This window comes from Croceicoccus esteveae, from assembly GCF_031846435.1.
Taxonomy (GTDB): domain Bacteria; phylum Pseudomonadota; class Alphaproteobacteria; order Sphingomonadales; family Sphingomonadaceae; genus Croceicoccus; species Croceicoccus esteveae.
This window is the reverse complement of record NZ_JAVRHS010000005.1, coordinates 150,151-166,893: the sequence shown is the minus strand read 5'-3', so window position 1 is coordinate 166,893 and position 16,743 is coordinate 150,151. Positions and strand designations below refer to the sequence as shown.

Genomic DNA, 16,743 nt, shown 5'->3' with positions numbered 1-16,743 from the left:
CCTAAGGCCGCGCACCCGAAGCGCCGCTGCCGTCGGCAGGGGCAGGGGCAGGCGCACGGGCAGGGGCAGGGGCAGCAGGGCTGCGCTGGACGATCGGCTGGCCTTCGGCATCATTGAGAGTGCGCGGTTCCAGGAGGGCGGCTGTCTCGATGAGATCAAGCGCTTCTTGTGTGGCGACGTAGCGACGCGCGTCCTGCAGCCATGGGCGGGTCTGCTGCTGGTTGGGCAATTGCTCGACCAGGGCCGATGCTGCCGCGACACGGCCATCGTCCAGCAGGTCCTGTGCTCGGAGCAATCGCGCTGGCGCACGCGGAGAGGGTGCGTCGGACCGCCGCAGCACGAACAGCTCTGCGACTTCCTTTTGCACCCTATCCCAACCGGTCAGCCGTTCGGGCGCCACCAGCACATCGTTCGACTTTGCGGCAAGCCGCTGGCGCAGAGAGTCGAGGGTCACAGGGTTGCGCGCAGTGGCAATGATGGTGGCGACGGCATTGGGCTGTGCGTTGCCGAAACGAAGCTGAAGCTGATCCTCCAGATATCCGAGCGCTTCTCCCCTGTCGAGCAGGCGACGCGCGGCAAACGCGACCAGCAGCCCCTCGGCCCGCGCCGCATTGCCCGAAACAGCATCTGCCTGCAGATCGATCCGATCAAGCCGGTCTTCCAGCTCCTGCACCCGCCGCCTCACCGGGAGGCTGAGGGAAAGGTCGGGTTCTTGCAAAAGGCCTGCAGGCCTGTTTGTAGCGCTGTCCGGGCCGAGCAGTGCAGGACCGCCGCTGACGCCCTGCTGTTCGAACAGACCGCGTTCCCAAAGAATGACAAGCGGAATGGCCGCGCCGACCAGCAATGCGATCAGGACCGCCATGATCAAGAAGCGCGGATTGCCGCTACGGTGCCGCTGCGTGTCGGCACCATCCATGCTGTCCATGCGTGTCAATCCTCCGGTCCGCTGGACATCTGGCACATCTGGCCCGCCAACGCCAGCAAGGCGCCATCGTCGATGGTATCTGCAATGGCGACCTTGCGCCAGCCTGTTCCAGCCGCCGCAGCGATCCGGGGGGCAAGGCAGGCAAGCGCAATGTTGTTGCGGCCCGGTGCGCCGGATATCCGATCAACCTCCGCTGAAAAATGGCGCGCAGCCTCACCCGAATGAAGCAGGACCACCGGTTGGTGCATCAGGGCCTTTGCAAGCGCAGGGCCAAGCGGATGATCGATCACGCGATAGACCATGCGCCGGTCGATAATGGGGGCATCGGGTGTGCCCGGCGCGAATGAGACAGGCACATGCGCTTCACCGCACAAGCGCAGGAGGCGCCGGTGACCAGCACGCATGGCTGGAGCAAGCACGCTTTGCAGATTTCCCGCCCCTGTGAATGCCACGGCAAACCCGGCGGAACGAGCCACGCTGGCGGTCATGTGCCCCACGCAATAGGCAGGCAGGTGGCGCAGCGCGGCCAAACCCTGTCCGGCATGGCGCAGCACATTGGCGCTGCCGATGAGGATGGCATCGTAGAGCGCGGGGTCCGGCACAGTCCAGGCAAGAGGCTCCACGCTGAACAGTGGGTGGCTCACGATCGGCAATCCCATGCTTTGGCCAAGCGCGACCGTCTGCGCATCGCCCGGCGCCGGGCGGATGGTAATGAGCGGCCTCATGATCCGTGGAAAAAGGCGCTTATCGCCCGCGGCGCCTCTGTCAGCAGCCGCCGGCCCAGCTCTGCCGCAGCAGCTGCGTCATGGGTGGCAAACCGCGCCGATCCTCCGCGGCGGATCGCTCCATCCGGGCTGAACAGTGCAACATCCATGACAAGACCGCCATTCTCCTGCCGGGTCCAGGCCGCAACAGGGCTGTGGCAGGTTCCGCCAAGCGCCAGCAGCAAGGCCCGTTCGGCCCTGATCTGCGCGCGCGTGGGCGCATCGTCGATCGCGGCCAGCATCGTTCTGGTCCGATCATCGTCGGCGCGACACTCAATGCCGATCGCACCCTGTGCCGGGGCTGGCAGCCAGTCCGGCGGATCGAGGACATGTCCGATGCCGGTCTGGCCCAGCCGTTGCAGCCCGGCTGCCGCAAGCAAGGTCACATCCGCCTCACCGACCTGCAACTTGGCGAGGCGTGTTGCGACATTGCCGCGAAAGCCGACAACCACAAGGTCGGGGCGCAGGCTCAGCATCTGCGCTGCCCGTCGCGGCGCGCTGGTGCCGACCCGCGCCCCCACCGGGATCTGCCGAATCGAAGCCGCACCGATCAGGACATCACGCACATCGGCGCGGGGCAGCAGGGCGGCAATCGTGATCTGCTCTGGCCGGCGGGTTTCGACATCTTTCATGGAATGCACGGCAAAGTCGATCCGCTGATCGAGCAAGGCTGCATCAAGCTCCTTGGTCCACAGGGCCTTGCCGCCGATCTCTGCCAGCGGGCGATCCTGGATGCGATCGCCCGAGGCCAGCACCGGCACCAGTTCGATTGCATCGCTATCCCAGCCGTGTGCCGCGGTGAGCCGTGCCTTCGCCTCCTCTGCCTGAGCAATGGCGAGGGGGGACCGGCGCGTGCCGAGCCTTAACGGGAACTGCGGCCGGGTCGCGGCCGGGAATGCTGTCGATGTTGTCATGCGCAGCTTGTGCTAGCGGGTCAAACCGTTCAGGAAAAGCCGCCATGGCACATCAGGTCGTTCTCGGGATCGAATCCAGCTGCGATGAAAGCGCAGCAGCGCTGGTGCGCAGCGACCGCACCATCATTGCGCAAGCCATCGCCTCGCAGGATGAGGCACACCGCCCCTATGGCGGGGTAGTGCCCGAAATTGCGGCACGTGCCCATGCACAGGTGCTGACTCCGATGATCGCGCAGGTGCTGGCACAAGCCGGCATGGAGCTTGACGATGTCGATGCGATTGCCGCCACCGCGGGACCGGGGTTGATCGGCGGCGTGATGGTGGGACTGGTTACCGGCAAGGCGTTGGCCATGGCGAGCGACCGGCCGTTGATTGCGGTAAACCATCTGGAAGGCCATGCGCTGAGTGCACGCCTTTGCGACGAAACGCTGCAGTTTCCGTTCCTGCTGCTGCTGGTATCGGGCGGGCATTGTCAGATACTGGCGGTGCACGGGCCGGGGCAATACCGCCGGCTGGCGACCACCATCGACGATGCGCTGGGTGAAGCGTTCGACAAGACGGCAAAGATCCTGGGTCTTGGCTATCCCGGCGGGCCCGCGGTGGAGCGGCTGGCCGCCATGGGCGATGCTGCTGCTGTGCCTTTGCCGCGACCGCTCAAGGGATCGGCAGAACCGCATTTTTCCTTTGCCGGGTTGAAAAGCGCAGTGATGCGCGCGCACCAGAGCGGTGAGCATTTGCCCGAGGACATCGCCGCGGCGTTTCAGCAGGCGGCGATCGATTGCGTGCTGGATCGCACAGCGCGTGCCCTGATGACAGAACGTGTGACAGAGCGCGGAATGACAGCGCTGGTGGTGGCGGGCGGCGTTGCGGCCAATCGCCGCCTGCGTGCTGCGCTTGACGAGCAGGCGGCAACGCACGGTCTGCGCCTGGTCGCGCCGCCGCTGGCCTTGTGCACCGACAATGCCGCGATGATCGCCTGGGCCGGGCTGGAGCGCATGGCAGCAGGGCTGGTGCCCCCAGGCGGAGACCGGCTGGACATCATGGCGCGGCCGCGCTGGCCGCTCGACAGCGATGCCGCACCGGCGCGCGGGGCAGGGGTCAAGGCATGACTGCGGTCATGGCAGGCAGTCTTGGCGTAGTGGGCGCCGGCGCATGGGGCACCGCCCTGGCGCAGATGCTGGCGACAGGGGGGCACAACGTCCTTTTGTGGGCGCGGGAGCCGGAGGTAATCTCCTCTATCAACGCAGGTGCTGGTAATCCGCTCTATTTGCCGGACCGGCCCCTTGCCCCGACCATCAAGGCGACCGGCAGCCTTGATGAGCTTGCGCAATGCGACACGCTGCTGGTGGTGGTGCCCGCTCAGCATCTTGGCGCTACCGTGGCGCAGATTACGCAATTCAGCGGTGATATGGTGCTGTGCGCCAAGGGAATCGAAGCCGGCAGCGGCAGGCTCATGGCGCAGGTCGCCCGTGCTGCGGCCCCTGAGGCATCGCTGGCAGTATTGTCGGGACCGACCTTTGCGCATGAGGTGGCCGCCGGGCTGCCGACTGCCGTGACGCTGGCCTGCGAAGGGGGTGAGCCGCAATGGGACCGGCTGTGTCCCGCATTGGCCCGCCCGGCCTTTCGGCTTTACTATTCGCAGGACGTGGTTGGCGCGGAAATCGGGGGCGCTGTCAAGAACGTGCTGGCGATCGCCTGCGGTGTGGTTGACGGGCTGCAGCTTGGGCAAAATGCGCGGGCGGCGCTTATCGCACGCGGTTATGCCGAAATGCTGCGTTTCGGCCTGGCGCGGGGTGCCCGGGCCGAAACGCTTGCCGGGCTGTGCGGGTTGGGCGATCTGGTGCTGACCTGCTCGTCCGTATCCAGCCGCAATTTCGCGCTTGGCAAGGCGCTGGGCGAAGGAGCGGTGGCGGCCGTGTTGCTGGCAGACCGGCGTACCGTTGCCGAAGGCGCCTATACCGCGCCTGTCCTGCGTTCGCTTGGCCGCGACATAGGCATTGCCATGCCGATCACCGACGCGGTGTGCGAGTTGCTGGGTGGCCATGTCGATGCCGGCAGGACCGTTACCACCCTGCTGTCGCGGCCATTGCGCAATGAAGCGGAGCAGGTGCCGGAGGGTTCGGGTTGACTGCAACGGGATCTGGGCCTCCTGCCCCCGATGATGCAGACAGGAGCGATATCCAGGCGCTGGCAAAGGGGGGAAGGACAAATTTCCTCGGTTTTCTGCTGCGACTCGCCGCGCGGTTGCCATTCCTGTTCATCGCAGGCCGTTTCTACGGAGCAGAATCGCTGGGACGGTTTGCCTCTGCGCTCATCATCGTGGAGATCGGGAGCCAGCTTGCCACCATCGGGCTGAAACGCGGGCTGGCCAAGGAGCTTGGCCGCGACGCCCGTCCGCAGGTGCATGTCGTTGCAGACGGGCTGCTGCTGTCGCTGTTGCTGTCAGTGGCGATGGCGCTGCTGCTGTTCGCTTTTCCAGCGCCCATGTTTCCCAACGGCATGAACGCCCCGCTCGACCGGTTTCTGCCGCTTGCGATTGTCATGCTGGCAACGACCGAGATCATGCTGGCGGCGCTGGCCTATCGCTACGATATCGCTTCGACCGTGCGCAGCCGCTCCATCGTGGAGCCGTGGACGCTGTCTATCATGGCCGGCGTCTTCTTCGTCATTCCGGCGCTGCGTGAGGAAGGCCTCGCGCTTGCCTATCTGGTGTCTGTCGTGGCAGCGGCCGTGACCGCGCTGGTGCCGACGTTGCGCAGTTATGGCCTGCCGCATGGCTGGCGCGCCCACCCTGCAAGACTGCTTGCGATCGCGCGCGACAATCTGCCGCTGGCGCTTGCCGATGCGATCGAGTGGGGTACGCGGCGGCTTGATATTGCGCTGCTGGGCATATTCGTCAGCCCGGCTACCGTCGGTATCTATTACGTCGCGCAGCAGGTCGCCAGTCTGCCGCAGAAGCTGAAAACCAGCTTCGAGCCGATCCTTGGTCCCGTCATCATCCGCAAGCTCAATGAAAACGATTATGCCGCCATTGCCCGGCAGGTCTGCCAGGCGGGCTTCTGGATCATCGCCGCGCAAGCAGGGATCGGCCTTGCGCTCGGCATTCCGGGCGAAGCGGTGATGGGCCTGGTTGGGCCAGGCTTCGTCGGCGGCACGGCCGCGCTTGCCTTCCTGCTCGCCGCAGAGGTCGTCGCTTCCACCGCCGTGGTGTCGGAAGCAGCGCTCATCTACATTGCACGGGTCAGGAACCTTCTGATCTCGGTCGCCACTCTGGCTCTGCAGGCGGCAATTACAGTCGGGCTCATCATGCTGATGCGGCAGTGGGAGTTTGGTGAACTGTACCAGGCCGCAGGGGCGGCGGCTGCGCTCATGATCGCACTTGCCATTGCCTCGCTGGCCAAGGCATGGCTGCTTTCCAGCATCTTGCAGCACCCCATCAACAATCTGCGCTGGGCTCTGGTCTGGGCAGCGGTGCCGGCAAGCCTAGTAGGCGGGATCTTCATTTTCCTGCCCGAATGGACAGAACTTGCCATCGGCATTCCGGCAATCCTTGTCACTTATGGTGCGGTGATCTGGAAGCGCGGTTTCGGACCTGAGGATCGCGTTTTGTTCCGGCAGGCCAAGAGCGGTACGCAGCCAGGCGCCGAGGCTGAGGCAGAAGGATTGCTGCGACCATGATGACCAGTCTGAAACCCTGGATGACAGTGCTTGCAGGTGCGGTTCTCACCATACTCATCGGCATGGCTTCGCTTGGCATGACGGCCGCTGCGCTGGTCAGCGCGCTTGACAGCAGGACGCGCATAGTCATCCAGCGCGAGGGTGGAGGCGATATCGCGGCACGTTTCAGGACCAGCAATGGATGGCTGACCCGGCATCCGCGGCTGAGCGGCGGCGAACTGCTCGACGATGGGCGGCGAGCGCGGGTTGCCCGCGCGATTGCAGCGATCCCAGGAGTGGGCGGCGTTCATTGGGCGGCTGCTGGAAACAAGCGTCCCGCGGGCGCTGCGGAAGAGGAGGTTGAACGCGGTCCGTTTCATTGCCAGCGCGATGTCGAGGCGCTGCTTGCACAACGCGTCATTCGCTTTCGGGAAGCCAGTGCCCGGATCACACCTGACAGCGGGGCCCTGCTTGACGAGGTTGTCGATGCCCTCAAACCATGCGGCGGCAGCATCATTGCCATTTCGGGCCATTCGGACGCAGTGGGCGACGAAGCGATCAACATGCGCCTTTCCAAGAACCGCGCATCAGCGGTGCGCGAGGCGCTCGTTCAGCGCGGCCTGCCGCGTGACAGCATGCGTGCACAAGGCTATGGTTCGATGCAGCCGATTGCAGAATTGCCGCCGGAAGATCCGGCCAACCGGCGGATCGAATTCTCCGTGATCGAAGTGGCGCGCACGCAGCCGACGCCGATCGATATTCCAGGGGCGAGGTGACGCAATGCCATTATGGCTCGAATTGCTGGTCAGCTTGTTGATCGTGTATGGCGGCGTTCTTGCGATGCTCGCGCCATGGCTGCGGCGTCGGGTCCGGCTTGCCGCCTTGCGCCTGAAGCGCGAAGAGGCCGCAAGACGCAAACAGGAGCAATGAAGGAATGTGGGAACTTGTTGCGGCGAACTGGATCGCCTTTCTGCTGGTCGCCTTGCTGGCGATCCTCATCGCCTATTGGATTGTTGCACAAGGGCGCAAACCGCGCGAACGCAGCCACCGCGCTGACGTTCTGGACGAGGGGGTTGGTCCTGCACAGCGCAACCAGGCGCTGATCGACGCACCTCCGGCTGCCATGCCCAAAGCCACCGCGGTCAACATGCCGGATGGGCAGCAGCCTGCCGCGCCCGCAGCGATCAGGAGTGCCGCGGTGGAACCGGCGCAGACCCGTGCACCCGATGTTGCTCCAGAAAGCCTGCGGCCAAGAAACACTGCAGTCACCTCGGACGCAGCCACTTCATCCGATCCTCACCCGGCAAGGGTGCACGATCAGGAAGAGGGTCAATCGCAGCCAGAGCCAGAGCCACAGATGGTGGCACCAGGCCAGACACAGGCGATCAGCGACCGGGAAGCGATTGCCGCCGCCATCAAGATCCACCAGGGCGCGCACGCCACTGACGATCTGTCGCGCATCAAAGGTCTGGGGCCAAAGCTGCTCGGCATGCTGGGTTCGATGGGAATATCGCGCTACGACCAGATTGCCGCGTGGAGCGACGAAGACGTGCAGAAGATCGATGCGCAGCTTGGCAGTTTTGCCGGCAGGATCGAGCGGGACAACTGGCGCGAGCAGGCCCGGCATCTGTCGCAAAACGACATCGAAGGCTATGAAAACCGTTTCGGCAAGCTCTGATCTGGAGCTGTCGAAATCGGATCAACTGACGGTCTGATCCGCTCGCGTACGGCTCCTGCGCGCATCACGCACCGCTTTTGCGCAGGCGGAGAGCATGGGCTCGGCAGTGCCGGGCCCCGGCGTGACGAGTTTTCCGCCGCCGGCAACGGTGGCGTAGAACGGCCCGCCGGTTACCGCGATCCAGCGCCGGTCGTCGGCAGGAAGAGCTCCCTGCCAGCGTTCACCGTCGTTCTCCACGCGCAGGCGCAGGATGCCCCGATAGCCTACAAAGGACAGCACCGCACGCGCGCCCGGCGCAGCGGCAACTGGCCGTTCGACTGCAATGGTGCCATCCTTGCATTGCATCATGAGCAACGGGTCTTCGCCCGGTGCGCCATAGACCGCCTTTTGCGTTTCGCTGCTGCCCGACTGGTTTCCTGTTATGATCCATCGCGCGGCAGGCGGGTCGATCTCGCCCGGCAGCGCGATATTCGCAGGATATGCATCAAGGTTCAGAAGCACTGGCGGCGCGCGGCCCTCCTGGGTCAGCGGCGCTGATAACGGAATGCTGTCAAGCCTGATGCGGATGGGCTGCTGTGCGGGCGTCGAATCGCCCCCTGAACAGGCGCAAAGAGCAAGGAGAAGGACAGGAACGGTACGGCAGATAAGCTGATTCATCGGCCCCATTTGCGCTGTGTTTTTCCGTAACGCAATTTGCGGGTACCGGGTTTTCCCTCGTTTGATCGTCCGACAGGACGCGCAATCGGTGCTTTTTTCTGATCGTCAGGCAGGCCAAGCTCATCTGCCTCAAGCCGGCGGATCTCGTCGCGCAGGCGGCCGGCTTCTTCAAATTGCAAATCGGCGGCGGCATTGCGCATGCGCTGTTCCAGCTCCTCGATATAGGCGCGCAGATTGTGGCCGACCAGATTGTTGCGTTCATCGTCGCCAGTGTCGACCAGCACGGAATCGCGGGACGCGGTATCGGCAACGATGTCGGCAATGCGCCGCTTGATCGTGACAGGCGTGATCCCGTGCTCAAGATTGAAGGCATGCTGTTTTTCGCGGCGACGGTCGGTTTCGGCCATCGCCCGCTCCATGCTGCCCGTGATGCGGTCGGCATAGAGGATGACGCGGCCATCCACATTGCGCGCCGCCCGCCCGATTGTCTGGATCAGCGAGGTTTCGGACCGCAGGAACCCTTCCTTGTCGGCATCCAGGATGCAGACCAGCCCGCATTCGGGAATGTCCAGCCCTTCACGCAGCAGGTTGATGCCGACCAGCACGTCATAGACGCCCAGCCGCAAATCGCGGATCAGCTCGATCCGCTCCAGCGTTTCGACGTCCGAATGCATGTAGCGCACCTTGACGCCTGCTTCGTGCATGAATTCGGTCAGATCCTCCGCCATCCGCTTGGTCAGCGTGGTGACCAGCGTGCGGTATCCCTTGGCCGTCACCTGCCTGCATTCGTTGATGCAGTCCTGCACCTGATCCTCGACCGGGCGGATTTCCACCGGTGGATCGATGAGGCCGGTGGGACGAATGATCTGTTCGGCAAAAACGCCGCCCGCCTCGTCCATTTCCCACATGCCGGGAGTGGCGGAAACCGCGATCGTCTGCGGGCGCATCGCATCCCATTCGTTGAAGCGCAGCGGGCGATTGTCGATGCACGACGGCAGCCGGAAGCCATATTCGGCCAGCGTGATCTTGCGGCGATGGTCGCCCTTGGCCATGGCGCCGACCTGCGGCACGGTCTGATGGCTTTCATCCACGAATAGCAACGCATTGTCGGGCAGATATTCGAATAAAGTGGGTGGCGGCTCGCCCGGCAGGCGTCCGGTCAGAAACCGGGAATAATTCTCGATCCCTGCGCATGATCCCGTTGCGGCGATCATCTCAAGGTCAAAATTGGTCCGCTGTTCCAGCCGCTGTGCTTCCAGCAGCTGGCCTTCTTCGTGCAGTTCCTTCAACCGCTCGGTAAGTTCGAAGCGGATGGCAGCGCTCGCCTGCTTCATGGTGGGGCCGGGCGTCACATAATGCGAATTGGCATAGACGCGCACCTTGGCAAGCGTGGCGCCGCTGCGTCCGGTGAGCGGATCGAATTCGCTGATCGCTTCGATCTCGTCGCCGAAGAAGCTGATCCGCCAGGCCATGTCCTCGTAATGGCTGGGAAAGATTTCCAGGCTGTCGCCGCGCACGCGAAAATTGCCGCGCGCAAAGCCGACATCGTTGCGCTTGTACTGCAACGCGACCAGCTTGCGGATCAACTCGCGCTGGTCGACCGTTTCGCCGGTCTTGATGTCGAAGATCATCGCTGAATAGGTTTCGACAGAACCAATACCATAAAGGCAGGACACCGATGCCACGATGATCACGTCGTCGCGTTCAAGCAGAGCGCGGGTGGCCGAGTGGCGCATCCGGTCGATCGCCTCGTTTACGCTCGACTCCTTTTCAATATAGGTATCGGAACGCGGCACATAGGCTTCGGGTTGATAATAATCGTAATAGGAAACGAAATATTCGACCGCATTGTCGGGAAAGAAGCTCTTGAATTCGCCATAAAGCTGCGCGGCCAGGATCTTGTTGGGTGCGAGGATCAGCGCAGGCCGCTGCAGTTGCTCGATCACCTTGGCCATGGTGAAAGTCTTGCCCGATCCCGTCACGCCGAGCAGCACCTGCGTTTTTTCGCCTTCGCGCGCCGATGCGACGAGTTCGGCAATTGCGGTTGGCTGGTCACCGGCAGGGTCGTAATCGGATGCGATCGTGAACGGTTTGCCCGGTTCGCTTTTTTCCGGCCGCGCCGGCTTGTGCGGGACAAAGCTGCCGGAGGTGTCGGGCTCCTGCAGCCCGCGTCTGATGACAAGTTCGGTCATGGCGGCGAATATGGGAAGCAAGGCGGACAGGTGCAATTGCGGCTGCATTGCAAAATTGCGGCGCGGCACCACTTCTGCGTTCCATGAACCGGATGCACGGCAACGCATTCAACGCGACTTCGCCAGCGGCGTGTCGAGCGATCGGGAGGCCGCTCACGACGCCTGGCGAGAGGGAGCAGGGCAAGCACCGGGCAGGAGCGCCACGGCTGTCGCACTATTGCCTGAAGGGGAGCGGATTTTGTTGAAATCACCTGGCAGCCTGCTCAGGGAACTGCACCGCCGCCGCGCATTGGCCCACCTGCCGCAGCCCGATGGCGTGCCCACGCCCGACCGCCGCTTGCTGCTGCGCGAATATGGCTCCCTGCTGTTTCCCCACGCAATCTGGCCAGTGCATGCACCGGTGCGAGCTGAACGGGCAGGGCAGCCGCATCTTGTCATGCTGATCCCCGGGTTTGGCTCGCATGCGTGGCGAATGGCGCCATTGCGCCGGGCGCTGGAGCGGGCCGGGCATGATGTGGTCGACTGGGGCATGGGCTGGAACCTGGGTGCGCGGGAGGATGAATTTGCCCGGCTGTGCGACCGCACCCGGTTGATGGCACGCAGCGGCCGGCGCAAGGTCACGCTGGTCGGGTGGAGCCTTGGAGGGCTGTTCGCGCGCGAAGCGGCAAAGCAGGTGCCGGACAGCGTCGGCCTTGTCATCACCATGGGCACTCCGTTTTCAGGAGACATGCACGGCAACAATGCGTGGCGTGTCTATCACTGGATTGCCGGCCATTCCGTGGATGACCCGCCGATCGGTGAAGATCTTGCTGCCAAGCCGCCAGTGCGTACCATTGCATTGTGGAGCGCGCGCGACGGCATCGTTCATCGCCGCGCCGCCCATGGCAAACCGGCCGAGCGTGACGCGGTGCGGCACGTGCGCTGCAACCACATGGGCTTTGCCTGGCACCCCGCTGCGGCAGAGGCGGTGCTCGACCTGCTGGCGCAGTATGGCCCGCAGATGCTTGGCAGCGATGGGGCTGATGCTGTGCCCGATGTGTCCAGATCGGATCGGATGATGGACAAGAACAGCCGCGGCAATGCTTGACAAAGCGTAAAACATCCATTTCGGAACTTTCCCTAATGGCTGTTGATCCCATCTTTGGGCATGATATGCTTCATGGCAGAACATCTCACCGTCCATATCGTGCATCCCGAGCCATTGGCGCGAGCCACCGTTGCCCGGTCAGTGTTCGATCTTGGCGACCATGCAGAGGTTTACGCAGATCTGGGTGAACTGCTGGACAGGAAGCCGCCGCGCGGAGTGGTGCTGTGGCATGATGATCCGGCACATGGCACGCTTGCGGACCTTGTGAACGGGCTGTCGGCGCAGGGCTGCTGGTTACCGGTGATCGCCATGGCGCACAATCCGGATATTGGCCGGGTTGTCGCTGCCATCAGGGCAGGGGCGCTGGCTTATCTCGACCAGCCTGTTGACCAGGCGCTTCTGCGGCTGACGTTGGATAAGGTGGCGAAGGAAGCTGTTGTGCAGACGCTGCATCGCCGTCGGGCTGCACAGGCGCGGCAGCGGCTTGCCACATTGTCCGTCCGCGAAAAGGAAGTGCTTGATCTGCTTGCGCAAGGGTGCAGCAACAAGATTATCGCGCGCGACCTTGCGATCAGCCCGCGCACGGTCGAGATTCACCGGGGGAACATGATGGAAAAACTTGGTGCAGGCCATGTGGCGCATGCTGTGCGCATGCAGCTGGAGGCATCACTGACCCAGATGGGGTATTGAGCGCATCAGCAGATGTTACCCGGGCCAGCGCGTCAGCAGCGTTGCGCGAAAGTCACTGCACGAAGCTCTGGCGAAGGAAGTGTTGGCACAGCTTGCCCGCTTCGGCAGACCGCAGATCAAACGCTCTTCACGGCTGCAGCCTCGCCAGCGTGGTTGCAGGGCAAAGCATTGCAGGTAAAGCGAAGCGGAACGTATGCGGTAAGCCCATCGCCGCTGTCATCAACGGCAAAACCTGCCCGATCCTGCCTCGACATGCAGGTGGTCACGATGCGCTGCATTATAATCCGGCGAAAGCACCGTGGCAAAGCGTTTGCAGGCACTCGCATGCACGGTACGCAGGAAGCGGCGCTCTGCCTCGCTTCCGTTCCAGCCTTGCAGCACGCTGATCCGCCTGCCGTCGACAAGCACGAATGCGGATATGTCGATCGCCTCTGCCAGGGCATGGGCGGAACGCCGCGTGGTGCCTGCGACATTGCGGCAGGAATAGCTGCCGAAGGTTTCAATCCTGCTGACGGGGCTGCCCAGGATTTGTTCTGCTGCACGATTGACACCATATCGTGCCCAGCGTGAAAAACTGTCTGCCAGTGGGCATGCCACCCGGTCCAGATTGGCCAGCATCATCCTGCCGGTGTCGGACGGCAGGCTTTGCAGATAGACCGCGCCCACGCTGTCGCAACCCTGCCCGGCAGACAGATCCTGTGCCTGGGTAAAGGCAACGCCGCTTTGGGCAAGCTGCGCGCGGCATTGCCGCGCCTGCGGACTGTTGCTGCTCATCGCCTCCTGCTGACCGGCGACACGTACGGATCTGCCTCCGCTGCATCCAGCCAGCACCAGGATGAGGAGCACAGGCATCACGAGGAGGAGCAGAGGCTGAACCAGCAGCGCTGTCACGGACCGGACCGGACGCATGGCGTTGCCGCAGCGATCGCGGGTACCGCACAGGTCGCGGAACCGTGCGGCAGCCGCACGCCTCCTCAAGGGGACTTCGGTCAAAGGGACTTCGGTCAAAGGGACGCCGGTCAGCGCAGGCACGACCCGAACGTCAGAAGTTGCACTGCATTGCATCTGTCGTTGCTACAACAGGAAAGCCGCCGCCGCCAACCCCGGCACCACGATGGCGCGCCTCCAGTCTGCGCCCTTCGGGCAATTGGCAAGGCGAAGGTTTGTGCTTCAGGCTCCTGTTCGGCATATCCGCAGCCCGGGTCTGTCGGGCAGATTACCTGCCGGCGATTACCTGCCGGCTATCACCTGCTCACCGGCCACTTGCCCGGCGCTTCGCTTGACATCGCTCGGCCACCCTGTAGGGCCGCCCTGGGCCACGCGGTCCCAACGCCGCGCGAGCTCTCTGTAAGGAGAGAATACATGACCGATATGAACCCGGCCACCCGGCCGCCGCTGCCGCAGCGCCCTTTCTTCTCGTCCGGACCATGCGCCAAGCCGCCGGTTTGGGAAGCTACCCGCATCGCCACACAATCGCTGGGTCGGTCGCATCGCTCCAAACTGGGCAAGGCGCGGCTGGCGCTGTGCATCGACCTCATGCGCGAAGTGCTGGGCCTGCCTGACACGCATCTGATCGGCATCGTGCCGGGGTCGGACACCGGCGCTTACGAGATGGCCATGTGGACAATGCTGGGCGCGCGGCCCGTCACCACCATGGCGTGGGAGAGTTTTGGCGAAGGCTGGGTCACAGATGCAGTCAAGCAACTGAAGATCGACCCTGTCGTCATGCGCGCCGACTACGGACAGATCCCTGATCTGGACGCGGTCAACTGGGACCATGATGTGCTGTTTACATGGAACGGGACGACTTCTGGCGTGAAAGTGCCTGGTTCTGGCTGGATTGCTGCGGATCGCGCAGGTCTGTCCTTTGCCGACGCGACCAGCGCAGTGTTTGCGCAGGACATCGACTGGACAAAGGTGGATGTGGCAACGTTCTCCTGGCAAAAAGTGCTTGGCGGCGAGGGCGCGCACGGCGTGCTCATTCTTGGTCCGCGCGCGGTAGAGCGGCTGGAAAGCTACACGCCGGCGTGGCCGCTGCCCAAATTGTTCCGGCTGACCAAGGGCGGCAAGCTGATCGACGGCATCTTTCATGGTGAAACGATCAACACCCCTTCCATGTTGGCAGTGGAGGATGCGATCCTGGCACTGGAATGGGCGCAGTCCATTGGCGGTGGCCCGGCAATGAAAGCGCGGGCTGACGCCAACGCCGCCGCACTCGACCGGATCGTGCAGGGCCGCGACTGGCTGGAGCATCTGGTGGCTGATCCGGAGATCCGGTCCAACACTTCGGTATGCCTCACGGTCGAAGGCGCCGACGCCGACTTCATCAAGCGCTTTGCCAGGCTGCTGGAAGACGAAGGTGCTGCCTACGACATCGCCGGCTATCGCGACGCGCCCGCTGGCCTGCGCATCTGGTGCGGGGCAACGGTCGATACCGCCGATATCGAGGCGCTCGGCCCTTGGCTCGACTATGCCTGGCATGCGCTGAAGTCCGCCTGAACATTCGCGGCTGTGACTGCCGCTGCCAATACGATCCTGCCGGTTGATCGTCTGTCGACCCGCTCATGCCTCATTCGCCAGAAGGATATGCCATGGCCAAGCCCAAGGTTCTCATCGCCGACAAGATGGACCCCAATGCCGCAAAGATCTTTGCCGAGCGCGGCTGCGACGTCGATGTGATCACCGGCAAGACAGCTGACGAGCTGAAGGCAATGATCGGCCCCTATGATGGGCTTGCGATCCGCTCCTCGACGAAAGTGACGCCCGACATTCTGGCAGCCGCCACCAATCTCAAGGTCATCGGCCGGGCAGGAATCGGCGTCGACAACGTCGATATAGCCGCTGCATCGGCGCAAGGTGTGGTCGTGATGAACACCCCGTTCGGCAATTCCATCACCACGGCCGAACATGCCATTGCGCTGATCATGGCGCTGGCGCGGCAGATCCCCGAGGCGGACGTATCGACGCAGGCTGGCAAGTGGGAAAAGAACCGCTTCATGGGTGTCGAAGTGACAGGCAAGACGCTTGGCCTCATTGGCGCCGGCAACATCGGCTCGATCGTGGCAAGCCGGGCACTGGGGCTGAAGATGAAGGTCATCGCCTTCGACCCGTTCCTGACGGCAGAGCGCGCCGTGGATATAGGGGTGGAGAAGGTGGAGCTGGACGAACTGCTTGCCCGCGCCGATTTCATCACGCTGCACACACCGCTGACCGATGCGACGCGCAACATCCTGTCGGCTGAAAACCTTGCCAGGACAAAGCCCGGCGTGCGGATCGTCAATTGCGCCCGCGGCGGCCTCATTGACGAGGCGGCGTTGAAGGATGCGCTGGTGTCGGGGCAGGTGGCCGGAGCCGCGCTCGATGTGTTCGCTACTGAACCTGCCAAGCACAATCCGCTGTTCGGCACGCCCAATTTCATCTGCACCCCGCATCTGGGCGCCTCCACCACCGAAGCGCAGGTCAATGTCGCCTTGCAGGTGGCAGAACAGATGAGCGATTTCCTGGTGCATGGCGGTGTCGCCAACGCGCTCAACATGCCATCGCTCTCGGCAGAGGAAGCTCCGCGCCTGCGCCCCTATATGGTGCTCGCCGAGCGATTGGGCAGTCTGGTCGGGCAATTGGCGCACGGCAATCTCACCGACATCAGCATCGAGGTCGAAGGCGCCGCGGCCCAGCTCAACATGAAGCCGATCACCGGTGCGGTGCTGTCGGGATTGATGCAGCAATATTCACAAAGCGTGAACATGGTGAACGCGCCGTTCCTGGCAAAGGAGCGCGGGTTGGATGTGCGCGAGATCCGACACGAACGCGAAGGCGTGTTCCAGACGCTGGTCCGGGTGACGGTCGGCACGTCGGCCGGCAACCGGTCTGTCGCCGGAACGCTGTTTGGCAAGGCAGAGCCACGACTGGTCGAGATCTTCGGCATTGGCATCGAGGCAGAGCTTGCCGGCAACATGATGTATATCGTGAACGACGATCAACCCGGCTTTATCGGGCGCATCGGTACGTTGCTGGGCGAAAACGATATCAACATCGGCACCTTCCATCTTGGCCGCCGCCAGACAGGCGGTGAGGCGGTTTTGCTCCTGTCTGTCGATCACCGCGTGCCGGAAGCCGTGCTGCAGAAAGCCTGCCGTCTGGATGGTGTGCGCGTGGTCAAGGCGCTGACGTTCTGAACCC

At 63.6% G+C, this 16,743-nt stretch carries 16 protein-coding genes; 10 read left to right on the top strand and 6 right to left on the bottom strand.

Annotation, left to right across the window (positions count from 1 at the left end):
* Position 1: 1 nt before the first annotated feature.
* Genes RM533_RS08320 through hemC form a run of 3 tightly spaced genes read right to left on the bottom strand, consistent with a single transcriptional unit; the run spans position 2 to position 2,603 of the window.
* Positions 2-925 carry a hypothetical protein gene (locus RM533_RS08320; RefSeq protein WP_311340757.1) on the bottom strand — a complete coding sequence of 308 codons (924 nt, stop codon included), beginning with the start codon at positions 923-925 and terminating at the stop codon, positions 2-4.
* A 5-nt stretch (positions 926-930) separates the two neighbouring features.
* Positions 931-1,650 (bottom strand): uroporphyrinogen-III synthase, encoded by a 720-nt coding sequence (locus tag RM533_RS08315; protein ID WP_311340756.1) that lies wholly within the window; start codon positions 1,648-1,650, stop codon positions 931-933.
* Complete coding sequence (hemC, locus tag RM533_RS08310) at positions 1,647-2,603, bottom strand: hydroxymethylbilane synthase (protein WP_311340755.1); 957 nt, start codon at positions 2,601-2,603, stop codon at positions 1,647-1,649. The genes RM533_RS08315 and hemC overlap by 4 nt, the downstream gene beginning before the upstream one ends.
* 44 nt (positions 2,604-2,647) lie before the next feature.
* Between hemC and tsaD the strand changes: the two genes are divergently transcribed.
* The 6 genes from tsaD to RM533_RS08280 are packed head-to-tail and all read left to right on the top strand — an operon-like array spanning position 2,648 to position 7,938.
* Entirely contained in the window at positions 2,648-3,712 is a 1,065-nt protein-coding gene (gene tsaD, locus RM533_RS08305) for a tRNA (adenosine(37)-N6)-threonylcarbamoyltransferase complex transferase subunit TsaD (RefSeq protein ID WP_311340754.1), read from the top strand.
* An 8-nt stretch (positions 3,713-3,720) separates the two neighbouring features.
* Complete coding sequence (locus RM533_RS08300) at positions 3,721-4,731, top strand: NAD(P)H-dependent glycerol-3-phosphate dehydrogenase (protein WP_311340812.1); 1,011 nt, start codon at positions 3,721-3,723, stop codon at positions 4,729-4,731.
* Positions 4,728-6,281 (top strand): lipopolysaccharide biosynthesis protein, encoded by a 1,554-nt coding sequence (locus RM533_RS08295; RefSeq protein ID WP_311340753.1) that lies wholly within the window; start codon positions 4,728-4,730, stop codon positions 6,279-6,281. Before RM533_RS08300 ends, RM533_RS08295 begins: the two co-directional genes overlap by 4 nt.
* Positions 6,278-7,036 carry an OmpA family protein gene (locus tag RM533_RS08290; protein WP_311340752.1) on the top strand — a complete coding sequence of 253 codons (759 nt, stop codon included), beginning with the start codon at positions 6,278-6,280 and terminating at the stop codon, positions 7,034-7,036. Before RM533_RS08295 ends, RM533_RS08290 begins: the two co-directional genes overlap by 4 nt.
* A gap of 4 nt (positions 7,037-7,040) precedes the next feature.
* Positions 7,041-7,190: a hypothetical protein gene (locus RM533_RS08285; protein WP_311340751.1), complete on the top strand. Its 150-nt coding sequence runs from the start codon at positions 7,041-7,043 to the stop codon at positions 7,188-7,190.
* 4 nt (positions 7,191-7,194) lie between these two features.
* A complete protein-coding gene (locus tag RM533_RS08280; RefSeq protein WP_311340750.1) occupies positions 7,195-7,938 on the top strand; it encodes a helix-hairpin-helix domain-containing protein in 744 nt (247 codons plus the stop codon).
* Between the two features lie 21 nt (positions 7,939-7,959).
* On the opposite strand, the gene RM533_RS08275 is transcribed toward RM533_RS08280, so the two are convergent.
* A complete protein-coding gene (locus RM533_RS08275) occupies positions 7,960-8,595 on the bottom strand; it encodes a hypothetical protein (RefSeq protein ID WP_311340749.1) in 636 nt (211 codons plus the stop codon).
* The gene (uvrB, locus tag RM533_RS08270; RefSeq protein ID WP_311340748.1) at positions 8,592-10,787 is read right to left on the bottom strand and encodes an excinuclease ABC subunit UvrB; all 2,196 of its coding nucleotides are present in this window, start codon (positions 10,785-10,787) and stop codon (positions 8,592-8,594) included. Before uvrB ends, RM533_RS08275 begins: the two co-directional genes overlap by 4 nt.
* Here uvrB and RM533_RS08265 point away from each other — a divergent pair.
* Positions 10,771-11,874, top strand: coding sequence for an esterase/lipase family protein (locus RM533_RS08265; protein ID WP_311340747.1), 1,104 nt, complete (start codon positions 10,771-10,773; stop codon positions 11,872-11,874). The genes uvrB and RM533_RS08265 overlap by 17 nt on opposite strands.
* 72 nt (positions 11,875-11,946) lie before the next feature.
* Entirely contained in the window at positions 11,947-12,564 is a 618-nt protein-coding gene (locus RM533_RS08260; RefSeq protein ID WP_311340746.1) for a response regulator transcription factor, read from the top strand.
* A gap of 219 nt (positions 12,565-12,783) precedes the next feature.
* Here the strand turns inward: RM533_RS08260 and RM533_RS08255 are convergent, their stop codons facing one another.
* Positions 12,784-13,557 (bottom strand): extensin family protein, encoded by a 774-nt coding sequence (locus RM533_RS08255; protein ID WP_311340745.1) that lies wholly within the window; start codon positions 13,555-13,557, stop codon positions 12,784-12,786.
* Positions 13,558-13,926: 369 nt separating this feature from the next.
* On the opposite strand from RM533_RS08255, the gene RM533_RS08250 reads away from it, so the two are divergent.
* Together RM533_RS08250 and serA are read left to right on the top strand one after the other, a co-directional pair.
* On the top strand, positions 13,927-15,063 hold the full coding sequence (locus RM533_RS08250) for a phosphoserine transaminase (RefSeq protein ID WP_311340744.1): 1,137 nt from the start codon (positions 13,927-13,929) through the stop codon (positions 15,061-15,063).
* 92 nt (positions 15,064-15,155) lie between these two features.
* Positions 15,156-16,739 carry a phosphoglycerate dehydrogenase gene (gene serA / locus RM533_RS08245; RefSeq protein ID WP_311340743.1) on the top strand — a complete coding sequence of 528 codons (1,584 nt, stop codon included), beginning with the start codon at positions 15,156-15,158 and terminating at the stop codon, positions 16,737-16,739.
* The last annotated feature ends 4 nt before the right edge of the window (positions 16,740-16,743 follow it).